General features: G+C 48.4%; 13 protein-coding genes. 8 read left to right on the top strand and 5 right to left on the bottom strand.

What is annotated here, in order from left to right; all coding sequences use genetic code 11:
* Positions 1-22 precede the first annotated feature (22 nt).
* Positions 23-1,516, top strand: a complete 1,494-nt coding sequence (gene cysS, locus M4J38_RS05135; RefSeq protein ID WP_251758460.1) for a cysteine--tRNA ligase — start codon at positions 23-25, stop codon at positions 1,514-1,516.
* Between the two features lie 75 nt (positions 1,517-1,591).
* On the opposite strand, the gene M4J38_RS05130 is transcribed toward cysS, so the two are convergent.
* The gene (locus tag M4J38_RS05130; RefSeq protein WP_251758459.1) at positions 1,592-2,095 is read right to left on the bottom strand and encodes an SRPBCC family protein; all 504 of its coding nucleotides are present in this window, start codon (positions 2,093-2,095) and stop codon (positions 1,592-1,594) included.
* A gap of 252 nt (positions 2,096-2,347) precedes the next feature.
* Between M4J38_RS05130 and M4J38_RS05125 the strand changes: the two genes are divergently transcribed.
* Positions 2,348-3,277 carry a PfkB family carbohydrate kinase gene (locus M4J38_RS05125; protein WP_251758458.1) on the top strand — a complete coding sequence of 310 codons (930 nt, stop codon included), beginning with the start codon at positions 2,348-2,350 and terminating at the stop codon, positions 3,275-3,277.
* Positions 3,278-3,420: 143 nt separating this feature from the next.
* On the opposite strand, the gene M4J38_RS05120 is transcribed toward M4J38_RS05125, so the two are convergent.
* Positions 3,421-5,148 (bottom strand): lamin tail domain-containing protein, encoded by a 1,728-nt coding sequence (locus M4J38_RS05120; RefSeq protein ID WP_251758457.1) that lies wholly within the window; start codon positions 5,146-5,148, stop codon positions 3,421-3,423.
* A gap of 330 nt (positions 5,149-5,478) precedes the next feature.
* Here M4J38_RS05120 and M4J38_RS05115 point away from each other — a divergent pair, with 330 nt between their 5' ends.
* The gene (locus tag M4J38_RS05115) at positions 5,479-6,468 is read left to right on the top strand and encodes an aspartate-semialdehyde dehydrogenase (protein ID WP_251758456.1); all 990 of its coding nucleotides are present in this window, start codon (positions 5,479-5,481) and stop codon (positions 6,466-6,468) included.
* Here the strand turns inward: M4J38_RS05115 and M4J38_RS05110 are convergent.
* The 3 genes from M4J38_RS05110 to ligA form a co-directional block, all read right to left on the bottom strand.
* On the bottom strand, positions 6,465-7,145 hold the full coding sequence (locus M4J38_RS05110; protein ID WP_251758455.1) for a DUF2461 domain-containing protein: 681 nt from the start codon (positions 7,143-7,145) through the stop codon (positions 6,465-6,467). The genes M4J38_RS05115 and M4J38_RS05110 overlap by 4 nt on opposite strands.
* Before the next feature lie 7 nt (positions 7,146-7,152).
* Positions 7,153-7,713, bottom strand: a complete 561-nt coding sequence (locus M4J38_RS05105; RefSeq protein WP_251758454.1) for an NUMOD4 domain-containing protein — start codon at positions 7,711-7,713, stop codon at positions 7,153-7,155.
* A gap of 66 nt (positions 7,714-7,779) precedes the next feature.
* Positions 7,780-9,864: an NAD-dependent DNA ligase LigA gene (gene ligA, locus M4J38_RS05100; RefSeq protein WP_251758453.1), complete on the bottom strand. Its 2,085-nt coding sequence runs from the start codon at positions 9,862-9,864 to the stop codon at positions 7,780-7,782.
* Positions 9,865-10,381: 517 nt separating this feature from the next.
* Here ligA and M4J38_RS05095 point away from each other — a divergent pair.
* From M4J38_RS05095 to M4J38_RS05075, 5 genes are all read left to right on the top strand, one after another.
* On the top strand, positions 10,382-13,330 hold the full coding sequence (locus tag M4J38_RS05095) for an alpha-amylase family glycosyl hydrolase (RefSeq protein ID WP_251758452.1): 2,949 nt from the start codon (positions 10,382-10,384) through the stop codon (positions 13,328-13,330).
* A 104-nt stretch (positions 13,331-13,434) separates the two neighbouring features.
* A complete protein-coding gene (locus M4J38_RS05090; RefSeq protein WP_251758451.1) occupies positions 13,435-14,160 on the top strand; it encodes an NUDIX domain-containing protein in 726 nt (241 codons plus the stop codon).
* A 658-nt stretch (positions 14,161-14,818) separates the two neighbouring features.
* Entirely contained in the window at positions 14,819-17,824 is a 3,006-nt protein-coding gene (locus tag M4J38_RS05085; protein WP_251758450.1) for a TonB-dependent receptor, read from the top strand.
* Positions 17,825-17,841: 17 nt separating this feature from the next.
* The gene (locus M4J38_RS05080) at positions 17,842-19,239 is read left to right on the top strand and encodes a RagB/SusD family nutrient uptake outer membrane protein (protein WP_251758449.1); all 1,398 of its coding nucleotides are present in this window, start codon (positions 17,842-17,844) and stop codon (positions 19,237-19,239) included.
* Between the two features lie 20 nt (positions 19,240-19,259).
* Positions 19,260-19,757: a DUF5004 domain-containing protein gene (locus M4J38_RS05075; RefSeq protein ID WP_251758448.1), complete on the top strand. Its 498-nt coding sequence runs from the start codon at positions 19,260-19,262 to the stop codon at positions 19,755-19,757.
* Positions 19,758-19,766: the final 9 nt, after the last annotated feature.

Raw genomic sequence — 19,766 nt, 5'->3', positions numbered from 1 at the left:
CGTATATTTGCATCCTTCAATTATGAGCAACTTAAAAGTATTCAACTCCTATACAAGGCAGAAAGAGGCTTTCCAACCCATTGTTCCGGGATATGCGGGCATGTACGTCTGCGGACCTACGGTTAGTGGCGAAAGTCACCTCGGCCACGCGCGCCCCTTTATTACGTTTGACATCATTTACCGCTACCTCATGCACCTGGGGTACAAAGTCCGTTATGTACGCAATATCACTGATGCCGGGCACTTTGAAGAGGAGGGCCGTGCGGCGGAGGATAAAATTTCTTCCAAGGCGGTACTGGAAAAGTTGGAACCGATGGAACTGGTGCAGAAATACACCAATCTTTTCCATTGGGCCATGCGCAGGTTTAACAACCTGGAACCCAGTATTGAGCCTACCGCTACCGGACATATCGTGGAACAGATCGAAATGATCAAACAGATCATCGCGGAAGGATATGCTTATGAAAGCAATGGCTCCGTTTATTTCGATGTGAAGAAATACGCGGAAACGCATCCTTACGGAAAACTGAGTGGCAGGATCGTGGATGAATTGCTCGAAACCTCCCGTGAACTGGAGGGTCAGGACGAGAAGAAGAACAAACAGGATTTTGCTTTGTGGAAAGCCGCGCCACCCGAACACATCATGCGGTGGGCGAGTCCCTGGGGTGAAGGTTTTCCCGGCTGGCATATTGAATGTTCCGCGATGAGTACCAAGTACCTCGGCGAGGAATTTGACATACACGGCGGAGGCATGGACCTGATGTTCCCGCACCACGAAAGTGAGATCGCGCAAAGTTCCGTTTGCAACGGCGGTCACGTGCCCGCAAGGTACTGGCTGCACAACAATATGATCACCATCAACGGTAAAAAGATGGGAAAAAGCTACAACAACGTGATCAAGCTCACCGAGTTGTTCAGTGGCGATCATCCCATTCTCGAAAAGGCTTATAGTCCGATGACGGTGCGTTTCTTCATTCTTCAGACCCATTACCGCAGTACGCTTGATTTCAGCAATGAAGCGTTGCAGGGGGCGGAAAAAGGATTGAAAAGGCTGTGGGAAGCGTATGCGCATCTCCGTAAACTGGAAGGCACATCAGCCTCTCCGGCCGATAGCGAACTCGATGCCCGTGTAAACACGCTCGTGGATGAGTTCGAAGTGTTTATGCAGGACGATTTCAGCACCGCGAAAGTACTCGCCAATATGTTCGAACTGGTGCCCGTGATCAACTCCATTAAAGATGGGCATATTGATGTGAACGCTTTATCCGCCGCCACGCTGGAAAAACTGAAAACAGGGTTCACCACTTTTCTTGAAAATGTATTCGGACTCACCGAAGAAGAAGCCGTTCAGGACGATAAACTGAACGGGGTGATGGAACTACTGATCGAGATCAGGAAGGAAGCCCGTGCCAGGAAAGATTACGCCACTTCCGATAAGATACGCAACCAGCTCAGTGAACTGGGGATTTTATTGAAGGATGAAAAGAACGGGGGGATGAGCTTTTCGCTGAAATAAGGATTACAGATAGCCTTCAAGTAAATTGTTCAGCAGTACCTGTTCTTTAAGTTGACCTAAAGCTTTAGCTTACCCTTAAAACATCGGTACACTGCTCAGCGGCAACCTGTTCAGTTTCCTTACGATTTCTCTCTTCAACCCAAGTCCAGCCTGGCGAAGGCAATATTTATGGTGCATCCTGAACACGGGGCGGAGGAAAGGTGAAAGTGTGCGGATCAGCTTTCTTTCAGGCGTGATGGACCATTCGAAGGTGATCCGGCATCCGGCATCCACGTCTTCCAGTGTCCAGCGTCCCATCCCTGACAGGTCACCGTGGGTTTCAAACAGTATATGTGAGGGATCGGTGATCTCTTTTACGGTGTGTTCCAGGTGAAGTACGATGGGCAGGAGCCCACGGATATCCATCGCGCATTTGGCGCCCACTTCATTTGAAGGGGTATTGCCCTTCGGGAGCGATCTTTTTACTACGGAACCCCACCACTCCGGATAGGCGGAAGTATTGGTAAGATAGCCAAATACGATGGTGGATGAAACAGGTACCATCAGGTGCGCTCGGAAGTAGAATACGTTTTCTGACATGGTTTTTCAGTTTTTACGTTCGCGACAGATACGGTCCGGGACACACTACTTCATTCGTTATTTTACAAGGGGCGGGATAGGAACAGAGATACAGTTGCTTAGCAGATATCCGGGCAGACGTTAAAAATATTAAATCTTACAAGGGCCTTCCATCTACAAATGGAAATGTAATATAAGTAAATTATACTACATATAGCAAAGCCCCCGGATTTTTGTATTAGGTTTGCACCCGACTATAAAAACAAATAAAATATGTCTTTAATCTCAGTAGGAACCATGGCTTTCGACGCCATTGAGACACCTTTCGGCAAAACCGACCGTATTATCGGAGGCTCAGCAACTTATGTGGCTTATGCCGCCAGTAACTTTGTAAAGCCAGTTCAGCAGGTGTCAATTGTAGGGAACGATTTTCCCCAGGAAGAAATGGACGAACTCTCTTCCCGTGGCGTGGAACTGGATGGCGTAGAGATCGTTAAGGACAAAAAATCTTTCTTCTGGAGCGGTAAATACCACCTCGATATGAACACCCGGGATACGCTGGTAACCGACCTCAATGTACTGGCAGATTTTGATCCCGTTATCCCCGTAAGCTACCAGGGCGCCGAATTCCTGATGCTGGGTAACCTTGATCCGAAAGTGCAACTTTCCGTGATCAAACAAATGAAGCAGCGTCCCCGCCTGATCGTGATGGATACCATGAATTTCTGGATGGAGATCGCATTACCCAAACTGGAGGAAGTACTCAAAGAAGTGGACGTGCTGATGGTGAACGACAGTGAGGCCCGTCAACTCAGCGGACAGTTCTCCCTCGTAAAAGCGGCTAAGGTAATCATGGGCATGGGTCCCAAATACCTCATCATCAAAAAAGGGGAACACGGCGCATTGCTGTTCCACGAGAACAATGTATTCTTTGCACCCGCCCTTCCCCTCGAAGATGTATTCGATCCAACAGGCGCGGGAGATACCTTCGCCGGTGGATTTATAGGCCACCTCGCCCGTACCAAAGACATCTCCTTCGAGAATATGAAGACAGCCATCATTGTGGGTTCCGCCATGGCTTCTTTCTGCGTGGAGAAATTTGGTCCCACACGTCTCAAAGAGATCACCAAAGCAGATATCGACGAACGCATTCAGCAGTTTGTTAACCTGGTGAACTTCGATTTCTCATTGACTTCAGAATAGCAGCCTGATTTCCGTGCTGCTTCTCTGCGGCAGCGCGGAGCAAGTAGCTATGTTCATCCACGGAAGAATTCACCCGTGATAACGGTTTTATATAAAGGCGCCTGGTATGTAGAAACATACGGGCGCCTTTTTTGGATGGAGTACTATCTTCCATAAATGCTGATCGCCCTCTTCCAATGTCTTACGCGTCCATTGGCATGGAAGTATTGCACCAATAGCAGGTAATGCCCTGCAGGCGCCATCTTCCCGTTCTCTGCAACACCATCCCATTTGAGTAACCCCGAGGTTCCCGCCAGTAACTGCCGCGCGATGGTTTTAACGGCGCGTCCCGAAAGATCGAATACCTGAACCGTAATTATCCACCCGGGTTCAGCAAAGTTGTATTCCAATAGCAGGATATCCTGGTGACCATCTGCGTTAGGCGACACAAGGGAATAGGGCAGACTAAAAAACTGCCTCGCTGCCATCGCTTCATTTTCCACCTGCTGCGCGTTTTTATACCCCGGCGTTCCTGCCGAAGAGTGCCAGTTGTTGGGATCATTACTGTCTCTGCCCGTGAATATCCTTTCAAGGGGTACGCCTTCTTTGTTAGTGAGCAGCTGGTGGTGCCACCGTTCTTGATAGGATACTTCATCCACGATTGCTCCCCGGCTATTGAAGAGTAATACTGTACCCTTGTCATCGGGGTAGGAGGGCATAGTTTTCAACGGAAACAATCTTGCGCTATCCTTTACTAGGTATTGTTCCTTCAGGAACCTTGTTTCAGCGGAGTATACGATGTACTCACCGGGAAACAACAACCTTGTTTCAGGGCTTAAAGGCCCGGATAATGTTATGGCGCCAGCGGTATTCATCCCGCCTAAATACATTCCGGAAAGATCTATTGCGCCCGGCCCTTTGTTGTGTAATTCAATATAATCTTCTGCGGGAGGGTGTGGGTTAAACAGGAGTTCGTTCAGCAGCACTTCCTCTTTTCCGGGGACGATTGGCATTGCGGTGGGCAATACAACCGGGGCGTGCTGTACAGCACCATTGCAACCGCGCATGTTTTGAATGGCTATGCTGTATAGCTGTTTTTCACGGAATGCATCGCTGAAATGTAAGGATATCGCATCGTTCCAGAACTGCTCTTTAAAAACCGTATCCGGATTTAAGCCACTGATCTTTTCGACAAATAAATCCCGTGCTATACTCTTTGTATCAAAGCTCATATTCATTTGCACAACGATGGTGTTGAGATCAGTCATAAAACTATGTACCGGCACAATGGCAACAATGGGTAATGGTTTCATGATCCTGCCTGCTTTTCCGGGACTTCCTCCTTCGGGGTCAGCGGAGGCGCTCCAGTTTCTGCTGAAGTCGGTTTGCGTGTGTACGTCAAGGCAGGGCTGTGCCGTATCAATCATTTCCAGCGACCAGCCACCTTGCTGTTTAAAACTTTCTCTGTACCAGCTTATGGCGTAGGATATAGCATGTATTGTTGCGCCGGAGGCGTCTTTCAGTTGAAGCACATCGCCTGCATTATCAAGAGATGGGAACCTTGTAACGCCAATGGTTTGACCAAATACCTGGAACTGCGCAACATTCGAGGTGGCGCATAACAGAAGAAAGGCGCCTGGATCGAGACGGAAGTTTCCTTGTATGGAACCAGAACCGGTTCGGTCGCTCAGTGTCCATCCCTCCAGGAATACAGGGTTGCCGCTCCGGTTCAATACCTCCACATATTCAGCCGCGGGCAATTGAACGGGGGGATCGGGGTCGGCCATCAGTTCCGTGATCACCACATCGTATCTGCTTACCTGTTGGCTTTCCGACTTTATTCCTGTTAAGATCAGTAAAATCATCGTTATTATCCTTCTCCCCCAATTCATACACACTCATTTTAAGTAGGGCAGCATTCCTGCAGGGAACACCGCCCGGTTGAAAAACTCAAAGGTAGAATGGTCGGAAAAACCTGACAATGTGAAAAACACCGAAAACCCGGCAGAAAAAAGCGGAAAATATTTTTGGAAATCACGGATGTTTCACTTTAATTTTGCTCCCGCATGAACATGATGAAACATACAAAACGCATTAAGAAACAGTTTCCACTTAAGGAAGGTGCATAAGCGTTCTGTGTTTACAATAGAATTGAGGGCCTTCCAGATTGGAGGGCCTTTTTTTATACTAATAATTAACCAACTAAAAGAACAAAAACAAACATGAAAGTAGCTGTAGTGGGAGCAACCGGCCTGGTAGGCTCCAAAATGTTGCAGGTATTAACGGAACGCAACTTCCCGGTAACTGAACTTATTCCCGTGGCCTCTGAAAGATCCGTAGGCAAACAGGTGGAGTTTAAGGGAAAGCAATATTCCATTGTGAGCGCCGCCGATGCCATTGCCGCCAAGCCCAATGTAGCTATTTTCTCCGCCGGAGGAAGTACTTCCCTGGAGTGGGCACCAAAATTTGCTGAGGCTGGTATTACGGTGATCGACAATTCTTCCGCCTGGAGAATGGATCCCACCAAAGCGCTGATCGTGCCTGAGATCAATGCCGATTCGCTTACCGCGGCCGATAAAATCATCGCTAACCCCAATTGTTCTACCATCCAGATGGTGGTGGCATTGAACCCGCTGCACAAAAAATATAAGATCAAAAGGATCGTGGTGTCCACTTACCAGTCTGTAACAGGAACAGGGGTGAAAGCCGTGAACCAGCTGATGAACGAAAGGAAAGGCGTGGAAGGTGAGATGGCGTACAAATATCCCATCGACCTGAACGTGATTCCGCAGATTGATGTATTCCTGGAAAACGGTTATACCAAGGAAGAAATGAAAATGGTGAAAGAAACCAAGAAGATCATGCGCGATGACTCCATCCGTGTGACGGCCACCACTGTACGTATTCCTGTAATGGGCGGACACAGTGAGAGCGTGAACGTGGAATTTGAGAACGATTTTGACCTGGCTGAAGTTCGCTCCCTGCTCAGTGCAGCGCCTGGCGTGGTAGTGGTGGATGATCCTGCCAACGCGCAATATCCCATGCCGATGGATGCACACGAGAAAGACGAAGTATTCGTGGGCCGTCTTCGCCGCGATGAAAGCGCTCCGAATACCCTGAACATGTGGATCGTAAGCGATAACCTCCGCAAAGGTGCCGCCACCAACGCCGTTCAGATCGCGGAATACTTGAATGGGAAAGGATTGCTTTAGTGGTCTTCCAATAAACTCCGGTTTAAAAAATCCAGCAGGGGCTTCAAGGTTTTGAAGCCCTTTGCTGTTTCCGGGAGAAAATTGGTGGCAAGTACTTCTTTATCCGGCACTTCCCGTCCGGCGATAAAACTTTTCAGTTTCAGGTATTCAATGCCGGTATGGTCCTTTTCATAACCTTTCGGTGCGTTGGCCAGGCTGTATTCAGGGCTTTTGTCGAGGTCGCCGTAAGTTTGAATGAATGATTTATTGCGGATGAGCTTTCCAAACTCATCGTAACAATAATCGATTTCCTGCCGTACTTTCTTCAGTTCCGGGGCCATGGGCATGTAAAGTCCTCCGCCAATAAAACTCTTGCCAGGTTCCAGGTGAACATAGTAACCCGCAAGCATGGCTTTTTTTCCGCCCCTGCAAATGGAGGCGCCGAAATTGGTTTTATACGGAGATTTATCCTTCGAAAACCGCACGTCCCTGTTGATGCGGAACATACAGTCTTTCGCGGTAAGGTGCGCTATCGTGGGATCTAACTTAGCCATCGCGGGGATCAGCTTGTCGATGAAACCCGCGAAATCCTTTCTGGCGTTTTCGTATGCTTTTCTGTTGGCATCGAACCATTCTTTGTGGTTGTTCTTTGCCAGGTCTTTCAAAAAAGAAAATGTACTACCCTGTATCATCGTCATATCCTGGTTATATCCTGCCCCAGTTCTCCCCGCTTTTAATGCGGTACAACGTCATTTCACTCACGCCATATTTTTCAGCGAGTTGCTTGATGGTGAGTTTACGTTTGGGATCGTTGAGTGATTTTTTAATGGTTTTAACCTGTGTGGCATTGAGTTTAAGCCCTTTGGTACGCGTAGCCTGAATTTGTTTGTAGGCGATTTTCTGCGGACTTTTCTGCTGGTGCGCGATCATCTCTTCCAGCGTGGCCCATTTCAGGTTTTTAAGTGTGTTATCGGTTTTGTTGTGATTCAGGTGGATCACATACTTGTATTTAGGAGAAGGTTTCTTCAGAAAGAGTTTGGCTATTTCACGGTGGATGTAAAGTGTGCCGTTGCTATCGGGCCGGTGAAGGTTTAGGGTTCTGTAGCCTGTAGTGAGGGAGCCGTTCAGCAGCTTTCCGTCTTCGTTTACCTCTTCGGAATAACTGGCAACACGGCCGCTCGATGATAGTGCATATTTTTTCCTGAGCTGTTTCCAGCCGGGGAATGGCAAGTGTTTCCACACTTCGCCGGGCAGCTTCTTTACCATAACATGTTGATTTATTTTAAAGTTACAAAAGCTATCCCGAACTTCTCAAAATATTATCGGTGATATTTAACCGAAGAGCTGAAGAAACTCGTCTTCCGTGATCACCCTTACGGTCGGGATCTTTTTTGCTTTTTCCAGTTTGGACCCTGCTTCTTCCCCTGCCACCAGGTAATTGAGTTTGCTGCTTACCCCGCTCAGCAATTTTCCGCCGTTCTTTTCCACCAGTTCTTCGGCTTCGCTGCGCTTGAAGCGGGTGAGGGTGCCGGTGAAAAGGAAGGTCTGGCCGCTCAAGCTTCCGCCCGCCACCTGTCCTTTCTGGGTATTCTTCAGGTTCAGTCCGGCTTTTTCGAGCTGTTCAAGGAGGTGAAGGTTATCCTGGTTGGAGAAAAACTGGTGGATGCTCCCCGCTACTTTGGTGCCCACATCTTCCAGTTCGCGGAGTTTTTCTTCAGAATAATTCCTGAAATCGAGCAGGTGCTCCACGGCGCGGGCCAGCACTTTCGCGGTGGTTTCGCCCACATAACGGATGCCCAGGGCGAAAATGATCCGGTGCAGGGGTTGCTGCTTCGATTTTTCAATAGCCTCCTGTAGGTTGGTAATGGATTTTGGGCCGAAACCTTCGAGTTTCCCGATGGCTTCGAAATCAAGTGCGTAAATACCGGGGATATCGTGCAGTAATTTCAGGTCGTAGAACTTCCGGATGTTCGATTCACCCAAACTCCTGATGTCCATGGCGTCTTTGCTTACGAAATGGATCATTCTTTCCACTACCTGTGCCTCGCAGTTAAGGTTGATACAGCGCCATACGGCTTCGTCTTCGGGCTTAAAGAGGGCATCGCCGCAAACCGGGCAATTTGTCGGGAAAATGATCGGTTCTTCTTTCCCTGTTCTCAGTTCCGCTAAAGGTTTCACGATGTAAGGAATAACATCTCCGGCCCTTTCCACCAATACGGTATCACCGATATGCAGGTCCTTCTCGCGCACTACATCTTCATTGAAAAGAGAGATAGAGCCCACGGTTACGCCACCGATGGGAACGGGGTCGATCTTCGCGACTGGCGTAATGCTGCCCGTACGGCCCACCTGGAACTCCACCCTGCGGAGGATGCTGGTACCCTGGCGCGCGCGGAATTTGTAGGCCATGGCCCAACGCGGGTGGTGTGTGGTCATGCCCATCTTATCCTGAAGGTCATTCCGGTTCACTTTGATGACCATACCATCTATCTCGTAGGGCAGTTCATCGCGTCCGGCTTCAAAGCCCGCGCAGTAATCAATCACACCATCGATGCCCGGGAATACTTTCATTTGTTTTACCGGGCTCCTGAAACCCATGTTCCACAACAGTTCCAGCGATGCGCTATGGCTTTGCAGCGCTGCCGGCATTTCGCCCGTAAGGGTTACGTCGCTCACATGGTAAAGAAAGGCTTCCAGGTTGCGCCTTCCCACTTCTTTGGGGTCTTTGATGCGGAGGGAACCCGAGGCCGCGTTGCGCGGATTAGCGAGCGGGGCCAGGTTCTGGGCCACCAACTGCGCATTGTAGGCTGCGAAATTATTTTTATTGATGAGGACTTCTCCCCTGATTTCAATTTGTTGAATGCCGAATTTGGAGAAAGGCGCTGAAAGCGGCACCGAGCGGATCTGCTTCACATTGGTGGTAATTTCTTCGCCTTCCACCCCATCGCCGCGAGTGGCGGCTCTTACAAGAAGGTCATTCTCATAAATAAGAGAGATGCTGGCGCCATCGAATTTCGGTTCCACACAATATTCCACGGTATCGAGGCCTGTCAGTTCCCTGGCCTTACGGTCCCAGTCGCGAAGGTCTTCGGCATTATAGGAATTTTCCAGCGAAAGCATCGGCACAAGGTGTTGCACAGTGGTGAAAACACTGGTAAGTCCTTTGGCGACACGCTGTGTAGGCGAATCGGAAGTGATCAGTTCAGGGTGGTCTTCTTCAGTTTTTTCAAGCAGTTTATACAGTATATCATATTCACCATCGGAGATAAGCGGGTTATCTTCCACATAATACCGGTGTTCGTGGAATTTAAGGATATCGCGGAGTTGCGCGATCTGTTGTATATCAAAGGAGGAAGGCGTTCTGAGCCATTCAAGTGTTTGTTCCTGGTAAGACCTGATAATATCGCTGGTAAACATGGGATCGAGTTAGATCGCAAATATAGGGATTGACCCGGTGCCATCGCTATAGCGGTGCCACCGGGTAGGGTGAAAACCCGCCGAGTTTCGCCTTGTTTTTCTTTTGATGCGATCCGTTTCTGAACGGGTGCGGAAGGAAGAGGGTAAGAAGTTGGTTTTGGGTGGGTTTAGGGCAAATCGGTGCCACCGACGTTGTTTTCCCATAGGTGCCGAGGTGATAAAACCTTTAGAACATCGTTTTTTAAACCGGTCTTACACGATGAAAATACGTCTAATGTGAAGGCGCTGCACGAGCATAAAAGCATGAAGTGTTGCCCAAAAGAAAGCCCCTTCTCCCGTATTACCGGAAAAAGGGGCGGCAGGTTTTATAATCACGAAGTGTTTCAGCGGGTAAAAAATATTATTGTGTATTTTTTACACAACTAAGGTAAAAACTTTTTACCTTCATTCAGCGAAAAAGGACAGATTTTTTTCTGAAATGAAAACGATGCCTGCCTGAACGCATAAAACCTGTATAATGAACCGATTGCTTGTTCACCTCCTGGTGGCCGCTGTTTTCATGTGCCAGCATGCCAGCGCGCAACTGCTTACATGGTCGCCCGCATTTCCCACCGCGGAAGACACGCTCCTGATTACTTTCGATGCCGCTAAAGGGAATAAAGGACTCAACAATTATTCCGGTGATGTTTACATTCATACCGGTGTCATTACTTCTGCCAGCACTGGTCGTACAGACTGGAAGCATGTGGTGTCGGAATGGAATACCAATAACGCGGCTTTTAAACTTACGCCCATCGGCAACAACAAATACCAGATCAGGCTGGACACCTTGCGCAAATATTACGGCATCACTGCCGGTGAGCAACTGCTGCGGCTGGCAATGGTGTTCAGAAGTTATAACCCGGGCGGAAGTGTGCTGGAAGGGAAAGTATCTGACCTTTCCGCTGATCAGGGCAATATGTATATCCCTGTGTATTCTAACAATGACCTGAAGGTGGCGCTCTTTCAGCCGGAGTCGGAACCGCGTTACAACCGGTATGTGCTGCCGCTTTTGAAAACCGTGGGCGAAACGGTAAATGTGGCGGCGTCGTCTAACTTGCAAAGTACCATACGACTGCTCTTCAATGGAACGGAACTGGCCGCTGCTTCCAATGTAAAGGCGTTGAATGGGGTGGCAAATATTGTATCTCCAGGCAACCAACGCATTATTGCTGAAGCGGTGTCGGGACCAAATACTGTTCGCGATACCATTGATTTTTTTGTGGACGGGAACGTGGAAACGGCACCCCTTCCTGCCGGTGTAAAAGATGGGATCAATTACCTGAACGGGAACACGTCTGTTACCCTGGTGCTGTATGCACCCGGTAAGAACACGGTACGCGTGCTGGGTGATTTCAACAACTGGACCGAACGCCAGGAGTACGCCATGAAAAAAACACCGGATGGAAACAGGTGGTGGCTCACGATAACCGGACTCACTGCCGGAACAGAATATGCGTATCAATACCTGGTGAATGGAACATTGCGCATCGCCGATCCTTATGCTGAAAAAATACTGGACCCCTTCAACGATGGAGAGGTGATTTCCACCGGTGTTTACCCGGGATTAAAACCATATCCAGCAGGAAAAACAACGGGCATCGTAGGTGTTTTACAAACGGGAAAAACACCGTACAACTGGCAGGTGAACAACTTCGTTCGTCCCGATAAAAGAAATTTACTCGTCTACGAGGTGCTGGTGCGCGACTTCCTTTCCGGGCACAACTGGAAACAATTGAAAGATACTATTCCGTACTTCAAAAAACTGGGCATCAACGCGATCGAGCTGATGCCCTTCAACGAGTTCGAGGGCAATAAGAGCTGGGGGTATAACCCAAGTTTCTATTTCGCGGCGGATAAATTTTATGGCACTGAAAATGATTTGAAAGCCTTTATTGATGAATGTCATAGAAACGGAATCGCTGTTATTATGGATATGGTGCTGAACCACTCTTTCGGCCAAAGTCCCATGGTACAATTGTATTTTGACGCGGCGAACAACCGTCCTTCCGCGGAAAGTCCATGGTTCAATCCAACGGCAAAGCATCCTTTTAATGTGGGGTACGACATGAACCATGAAAGCGCGGCCACAAAATATTTCTTCAGCAGGGTAACGGAATACTGGCTGAAGGAATACCGCATTGATGGCTACCGGTTTGATTTGTCCAAAGGGTTTACGCAGAAAAATTCCTGTACAACGGGCGATTGCGGTTCTAATACAGAAGTGAACAACTGGAGCGTGTACGATGCTTCCCGGGTCGCCATCTGGAAGGCCTATTACGATACGCTTATGAAGCATGCCAATGGCTCTTATGTAATACTGGAGCACCTTTCTGAAAACAGTGAGGAGAAAGAACTCTCCGATTACGGCATGTTGTTCTGGGGAAAGGCGACAGAGCCTTTCAACGAAGCGACCATGGGGTATAACGATGGTGGAAAATCAGATTTCTCATATGGATTGTTCACTTCCAGGGGATGGAACAACCCGCACCTTGTTACCTATATGGAAAGTCATGATGAAGAAAGACTGATGTATAAAAACCTGCAGTTCGGCAGTACTTCCAACGCATCACACAACGTGAAAACACTGCCCGTGGCACTGTCAAGAAACGGAGCCGCCGCCGCTTTTTTCTGGCTGATGCCGGGTCCGAAAATGATGTGGCAGTTCGGGGAAATGGGCTACGATTATTCTATCAACTATTGCAGCAACGGAACGGTTCAGAACAGCTGCCGTGTAGACGATAAGCCCATCCGCTGGGATTATTTGCAGAACACGGACCGGAAAAACCTGGTGAACGTTTATGATAGCCTGTTGCAACTCCGGAACCACCCGCTCTTCAGAGATACCTGGATCAGTAAGGACATCGGCTTTTCGTTGAATGGTACAAACGGGCTGAAATATATGATCGTCCGTACTTTCAATGATACGGCCTCCGTTGTGGTGGTGGGTAATTTTGGTGTTACGGCGCAAACCATCGGCGTTACCTTCCCGAAAGCGGGCAACTGGTACAGGTATATGGTGCCTGAAATCTACACGGCCAGCGGAACGCAGCAGCAGATCAGTCTCGCGCCCGGCGAGTACAGGATTTTCCTCAGCAGGAATCTTTATGGGCTGGGTATTACCCCGGTTCAGGATATAGACAACCAGGGGCGGTTACTTAGTTTTGGCATTTATCCCAACCCGGTAAACCAGGCTTCCAGCATAGTCTATCAGCTTCCCGAACCCGGAAAATTACAGATCAGCATTCATGATATCTCGGGGCGGCAACTGGGTGGAACTTACCAGGTGAATACGATAGCCGGAAAAGGACAACTACCGGTTACGGCCATCACCGGAAGTGTACCGCAGGCGGGAACATATATCATCAGGTATTGCTGGAAGAATAAGATGTACGCGGAAAAATTCAATGTTTTTTCCTCCTGGTAGCGATGTTTTTTCACGGAGAACATTCCGGTATTATACGCACCGGTCTTGGAAATCCGTTAAACTGAAATAACTTGCGATACCCGAATAACATTAAACAGCCAGCCATGACGAGACGACCAGCAGCGCAACCGAACATCAATACCACACCCATCAGCATCGCCGATTATTTCAAGGTGGCCATATCCGTGGATTGCGTCATTTTCGGGTTCGATGAAGGGGTGCTGAAGGTGCTGCTCATCAAGTGTAACCTGGACGAATTTAATGGGGAATGGTCGCTGCTGGGAGATCTGGTGCGCCCGGATGAAGACCTCGACAAAGCTTCTTACCGCATCCTGAAAGAACGCACCGGGCTGGATGATGTATACCTTGAACAGGTGCATACATTCGGTTCTCTCAACCGGCACCCCAACGGAAGGGTGGTTACTACGGCTTATTATTCTCTTGTAAATATCCAGCACCACGAACTCCAACTTTCAGACAACGAACTGCATTGGCACCCCTTCAACGAAATCCGTTCCATGGCCTTCGACCACATGCAGATCCTGCAAACCTGTTATACCCGGCTTCAGCAAAAAGTATTGCGTGAGCCGGTGGTGTTCAATCTGCTGCCCCCGAAGTTTTCCCTCCGCGATTTACAATCTTTGTACGAAGCGATCCTCGGCGTGGAAATGGACCGGAGGAATTTCAGAAAGAAATTCTTCCAGATGGGCTTCCTGGTGGATACGGAACAGATGGAAGACAATGTGCCGCACCGCCCGGGAAAACTCTACAAATTCAACCACAGAAAGTACAGTAAGCTCAGCAAAAAAGCACTGGATATCAATTTCTGATAGTGCGGGTGAGGCAGAAGGGTTTAACTGGCAGATAAATTTTGATGCTTCTTAGCCTGTGCTATGCGGGTGGAACGGCTACATGATTGAGTTTAATGTAGCAACCTCAGCATTTAAAAGTGTAGCACTTCCCAATTCAATGCAAAAGCTTCGCGATTCAACACAGAATTGAATGAGCTGAAACGCATGCCCATCATTGTTTTAAAACACCTTATGCGTTGTAAGCATGTTTTGATACAATGGTTGTATTTCTCAGATTCGCATATTATAAAATTGTATTCCTTGATTGATGAGTCGCAGTTTTTAATGATCGATCTATCAGCTTAATGATTTTTGTATTCTTTTGATATAAGCCGGTTGAACGATTTTCATCCCTTTCAGGAAGATCGTTTAACAATACATGCTTTTGTATTGTCTCCTGTCAACAAATGAGGTTTGGTGCATCATTGCGCCGGATTACCCTGTCTTTTCTTGTAAACGATTGCGCTGGGAATTCCAAATAAAACCCCGCATTTTATTTTGGTTTAACAGAATTTTTATTTTAACATTGTGTAAAATATACACATTAGTGTATCGCGGATTATAAAACCTATTAATTGCCATTATGACTGCCAGGAATCTAACGAGGATGCTTGTTGCGCTCTGCACATTATTGTGCATGGTTTCAACAGAAGCTGCTGCCCAGCAGCGCACCATTAACGGGAAAATTTCAGATGGCCGGAACGGTCAGCCCATATTCGGGGCTTCAATTCTCCTAAAAGGAACAACCAACGGAACATCTTCGGGTGCCGATGGACTTTTCAGTTTAAGCGTTCCCGCTGATGCATCAGTATTGGTCATCACTTCCGTGGGCTATGCTTCCAGGGAAGTATCTATCGCTTCCGGAATGCTCGACATCAAACTGGATCCTTCCACCGCATCTTTCGATGAAGTGGTGGTGATCGGTTACGGAAGTCAGCGCAGGAGGGAAGTGACCGGTGCCATTACCAAAGTGACCAGCGAAAAATTAAATTCAGTACCGGTGCCCAGCTTTGAAGCGGGTTTGCAGGGACGTGCCGCGGGCGTACAGGTGGTGCAGGGCAGCGGGCTTGCAGGGTCGGGCTCGGTTGTGCGTGTACGTGGGTTGAATTCCATCAGTGCGGGAGGCGATCCGTTGTATGTGGTAGACGGTGTTCCCATCACCCAGGACAATTTCCTTCGTGGTAACAGTGGTGCCATGAACCAGAATCCACTGGCCGCTATCAATCCGCAGGACATTGAATCCGTGGAAATTTTAAAAGATGCGGCGGCGGCTGGTATATATGGAAGTCGTGGTGCGAATGGAGTGATCCTCATCACCACCAAGCGCGGTAAAAGCGGCAAGCCTTCTTTCAATTATTCCAATAGGGTGGGTTTCAGTACTTATGCGAATCGTCCGGATTTTCTGGGTACCGAAGATTGGCTCGCCTTGCGCCAGGAAGCCTGGGTGAACGATGGCAATTCAGGTTTGGCACCGCTTCCGGGAAACGTCAGTTGGGAAAAGGCCAGGCAAACGAACACCGATTGGTGGGACCTGCTTACCCGCACCGGCGTAATGCATGAACATAACCTGAGTATGAATGTGGGTTCCAAAAAGGTACGTGCATTCGTAAGTGCCAATTACAGCGACCAGCAAAGTTACCTGAAGGGAAACTCATTTGAACGTTACGGTTTGCGCGCCAATGTTGATTATACGCTCAATTCAAAATTCAAGGCGGGCATAACGGCCGGCTACAACAGGGGCAATAACCAGCGTGTACCCGCGGCGTGGGCGGGCGGTTTGGGCGATGTGATGAGTACGGCATTGCCTTTCTTCCCTGTATACAACGACGATGGTTCTTTCTTTACAGGAGGGGCTAACCCGGTTCGCGTGATAGAAGGCAATACCTGGTATAACAGAGACGATCGGATCATGAGTTCCGTTTTCTTTCAATATACGCCCGTCAAAAACCTAACCTTAAAAGTTGTAGGTTCCCTGGATTACCTGCGTGGCCTTGAAGATAAATTTGAAACGCCGGAATTCCGGAATAACAGCGACATGCTGGGTTTCACCAGGAGAAGTCCTTCAGAAACCGTGAACCAAAGTGGAACATTCACCGCTGAATATAAGTGGGATATAAAAGATGACCATCGTTTTGTGCTGCTTGCCGGTACTGAAGCGCAGGAATCAAGAACCAGGTTCTTCAGCACAGACTTTGGTAAAGCAACCAATACGCCATGGTATGATGATGTGCCCGCGTTCGAAGCGTTCAGGGATAGCCTCAGGGCAATTGGCCAGGCAGTGTGGAACGAGACCAATGCTTTCACCTTTAATTCTTTCTTCGCAAGGGTGAACTATAGTTACAAAGACAAATTCTTTGCACAGGCCTCTATGCGTGCAGACGGATCTTCCCGCTTTGGAACCAATTATAAATATGGGTACTTTCCCACAGTGGCACTCGGATATGTGCTTACTGAAGAAAAGTTCTTGGAAAATGTGACCTGGATCAACTACCTGAAACTTCGTGCAAGTGCTGGTCTTACAGGAAACTCTAATTTCCCGAGCGGTCTTTACAGATCACAGTACAGGCTCGACGGTTTATATAATAACCAGCAGACTTATTTCCTGGAGAATATTGCAAACCCGGATCTTCACTGGGAGAAGGTGGTAAACTATGATCTGGGAGCGGATTTCACTCTATTTAACAACAGGGTTACAGGTGAACTTTCCTATTACAACCGAACCACAAGAGATGTGATATTGAACGCTGGGGTAAGTCCCTCAACCGGATTCAAAGATGCCTATCGCAATGTTGATGCCGTGATCATTAACCAAGGTGTTGAACTTGCCCTGAATGCAAAACTGGTGCAGAAGAAAGATTGGGACTGGAGTGTGGGTGGCAACATCAGTAAAAATTATAACGAAGTGAAGAGTCTGGGTGATCTGAGTGCTGATGCCATTGGTGGAGGTACCAACGATACGCGTATTGCGGTTGGTTATCCGATCGGCACAAACTATGTGGTACGTTATGTAGGTGTTGATCCGAATGATGGTCTTCCTATCTGGCTGGATGTAAACGGAAAGCAAACCAAAACCTTCTCATTGGATAATCGTGTTCCTGTTGGAGCCGTGATTCCTGATTATGTTGGCGGCATTAACTCCACGCTCCGCTACAAGGCTTTTGAACTCAGTACATTGCTTAGTTTCACTATCGGAGGAAATATTTACGACGGAAGCGGCAAGCGCCAACTCGGAATCGTTACCGATTGGAATATGCGCACAGAAATAGCGGACCGATGGATGAAGCCCGGTGATATCGCACGTTATCCAAGGCTCACCATGAACCCAGCTACATATAACGGATTGTCCAGTGAATGGCAATACAATTCCACGATGTTCCTCTACGATGCCTCTTATATGCGTTTGCGGGAATTGACATTATCTTATTCTATCCCGCAGGAAACTTTACGGCGCATCGGTCTTCGTAACGCCAGGATATTCGTTACCGGCATGAACTTGCTCACTTTCACGAAATACCCCGGTGGGGATCCTGAAATCGCGCGGGACTTTGAGAATGCACAGGATCGTAACCTGAGCCCCAATGTTACCTACCTTACGCCGCCTCAGCAGAAGTCTGTAACATTTGGCCTTAACCTTTCCTTCTAACCGATAACATCAAGACAATGAAACCTATATCATTTTTGTATATAATGCTTGTCGCGGCGTTGCTCGGCAGCATGACTTCCTGCAAGAAATTCCTGGAAAGACCGCCGTCCGGTAAGTTAGATGAAGATTCTGTAATTGTTTCCAGTGAAGGAATAGAACTGATGTTGAACAGCGCCTTGAAATCAATGGCAAGTGAACAACTGTATGGCGGACGGATGGTAGTGTTGAATGAACTGGTGGCCGACCAGTTGGATGCCACGCTTCTTACCGGAGATTACGGTGAGATATATGGCCGTAGAACATCCATTTTCGGGGACTATAAGAATAATTTCTACGTGGATAATTACCATGTCATTACCCAGGCGAACAGGGCGCTTGAAAAAATGGATGTGGCAGATGCTGCGGATACCACAAGGTTCATTGGGATGGCGAAATTTATCAGAGCCGTGGCGCATTTCGAACTGGTAAGACTCTTCGCGCAGCCGTATGGCAATACTACGGATAACAGCCATCCGGGTATTCCGCTGAGAACTTCCACCGGCCTGGCATCTCTTCCCAGGGCCACTGTGGGTCAGGTGTACGCGCAGATTGTGGCCGACCTTATTGATGCCGAGGCGAAACTGCCGGAAGTGGTAGGTGGGGTTCCAGGCAAGGCCGCCGCAAGAGCGTTTCTCGCTAAAGTGTATTTCCAGATGAATAATTTCGGCGAAGCTTACAGGATGGCGAATCTTGTATTAACTGCTAGTAGCGCATCCACCTATCAGTTCAATACTTCCGCATCTGAGTTTACCACACGTTATTCGCTGAATGGAACAAAGGAGGCCATCTATAAGCTGGTAAACACCACTAATATTTTTGAACCCGGGGCGCATCTTCGCGGTCAGTTCAGAAGTGATGGAGGAAGAGTTCCCGTGCTGCACTTTACAGATGACCTCTATGCCCGTTTCCAGAATACCGGCGATCAGCGTGCGGTATGGTTCAATACCACTTTTAATGAAGGGCTGAACTCCTTCACCAAATACAACCTGGACCGCTTCGAAGTTCCGGTAATCACGGTAACTGAAATGAAAATTATCCGTGCGGAATCCGCCGCTGAAACAAATGCCAATCTTTCCGTAGCGGTAACAGATATCAACGATATCATGACCCGCGCGTACGGCAACACATCGCGCAACCTGCCTTCTAATGCCGCGGCTGCGGACATCATTAACGCCACGCGCGCCCAGTACCTGCTGGAGTTTGTTGGCGAAGGTCGCCGGTTGCAGGAAATTAAAAGGATTGGCGCCAGGAACAAAACAAACATTGACCGTCGCGGCGCCACATGGAATTGTCCCGGTATGGTGCTCCAGTTTCCACAGGGTGAAATGGCCGCCAATGTAAACTTTCAACGCAATCCGGAAGGCGGATGCAATTAAATCATGATCAATTGACGCATATGAAAAATATATTCGCATTCCTGCTTGCCGCAACGCTTTTCACTGCCTGCAAGCCTGAGACCATCGGTGATATACCACACCAGGAAACCGCGGTGATTCCCAGCCTGGCCGGTACATGGCAGCTTTCGAAAGTAACACTTACCGACAAAGGATCGGAGATCAAAAACTCGCCTTTTCTTACCAAAGACGTAACGTCACTTTTTCCCTTTACCGACTTTAAACTTACGTTCAATGTAAATGGCGCGACGCCTTCAACTTTCACCACCACAAAAGGGAATGCGCCTGCCGTAATCGCATTGGCGGGCGGCAACTGGAAGGTGGACAATGCGGAGGCGCCCAAAATGATTGAGTTCATCAACGGCACGGATACTTTAAGATCGACCATAGGCGCGTACCCTACAGGCTTCCGCACTACTTTCAGCCTTAGGGTGGAAAAGCGCGACAACGGATCCGGTCCTGTTGAAGTGATCTACGATTACATATTCACCAAACAATAAATGCCTGCA

Source organism: Parasegetibacter sp. NRK P23 (assembly GCF_023721715.1).
Classification (GTDB): domain Bacteria; phylum Bacteroidota; class Bacteroidia; order Chitinophagales; family Chitinophagaceae; genus Parasegetibacter.
The sequence above is the reverse complement of the archived record's forward strand: the minus strand, read 5'-3'. Positions and strand labels throughout refer to the sequence as shown.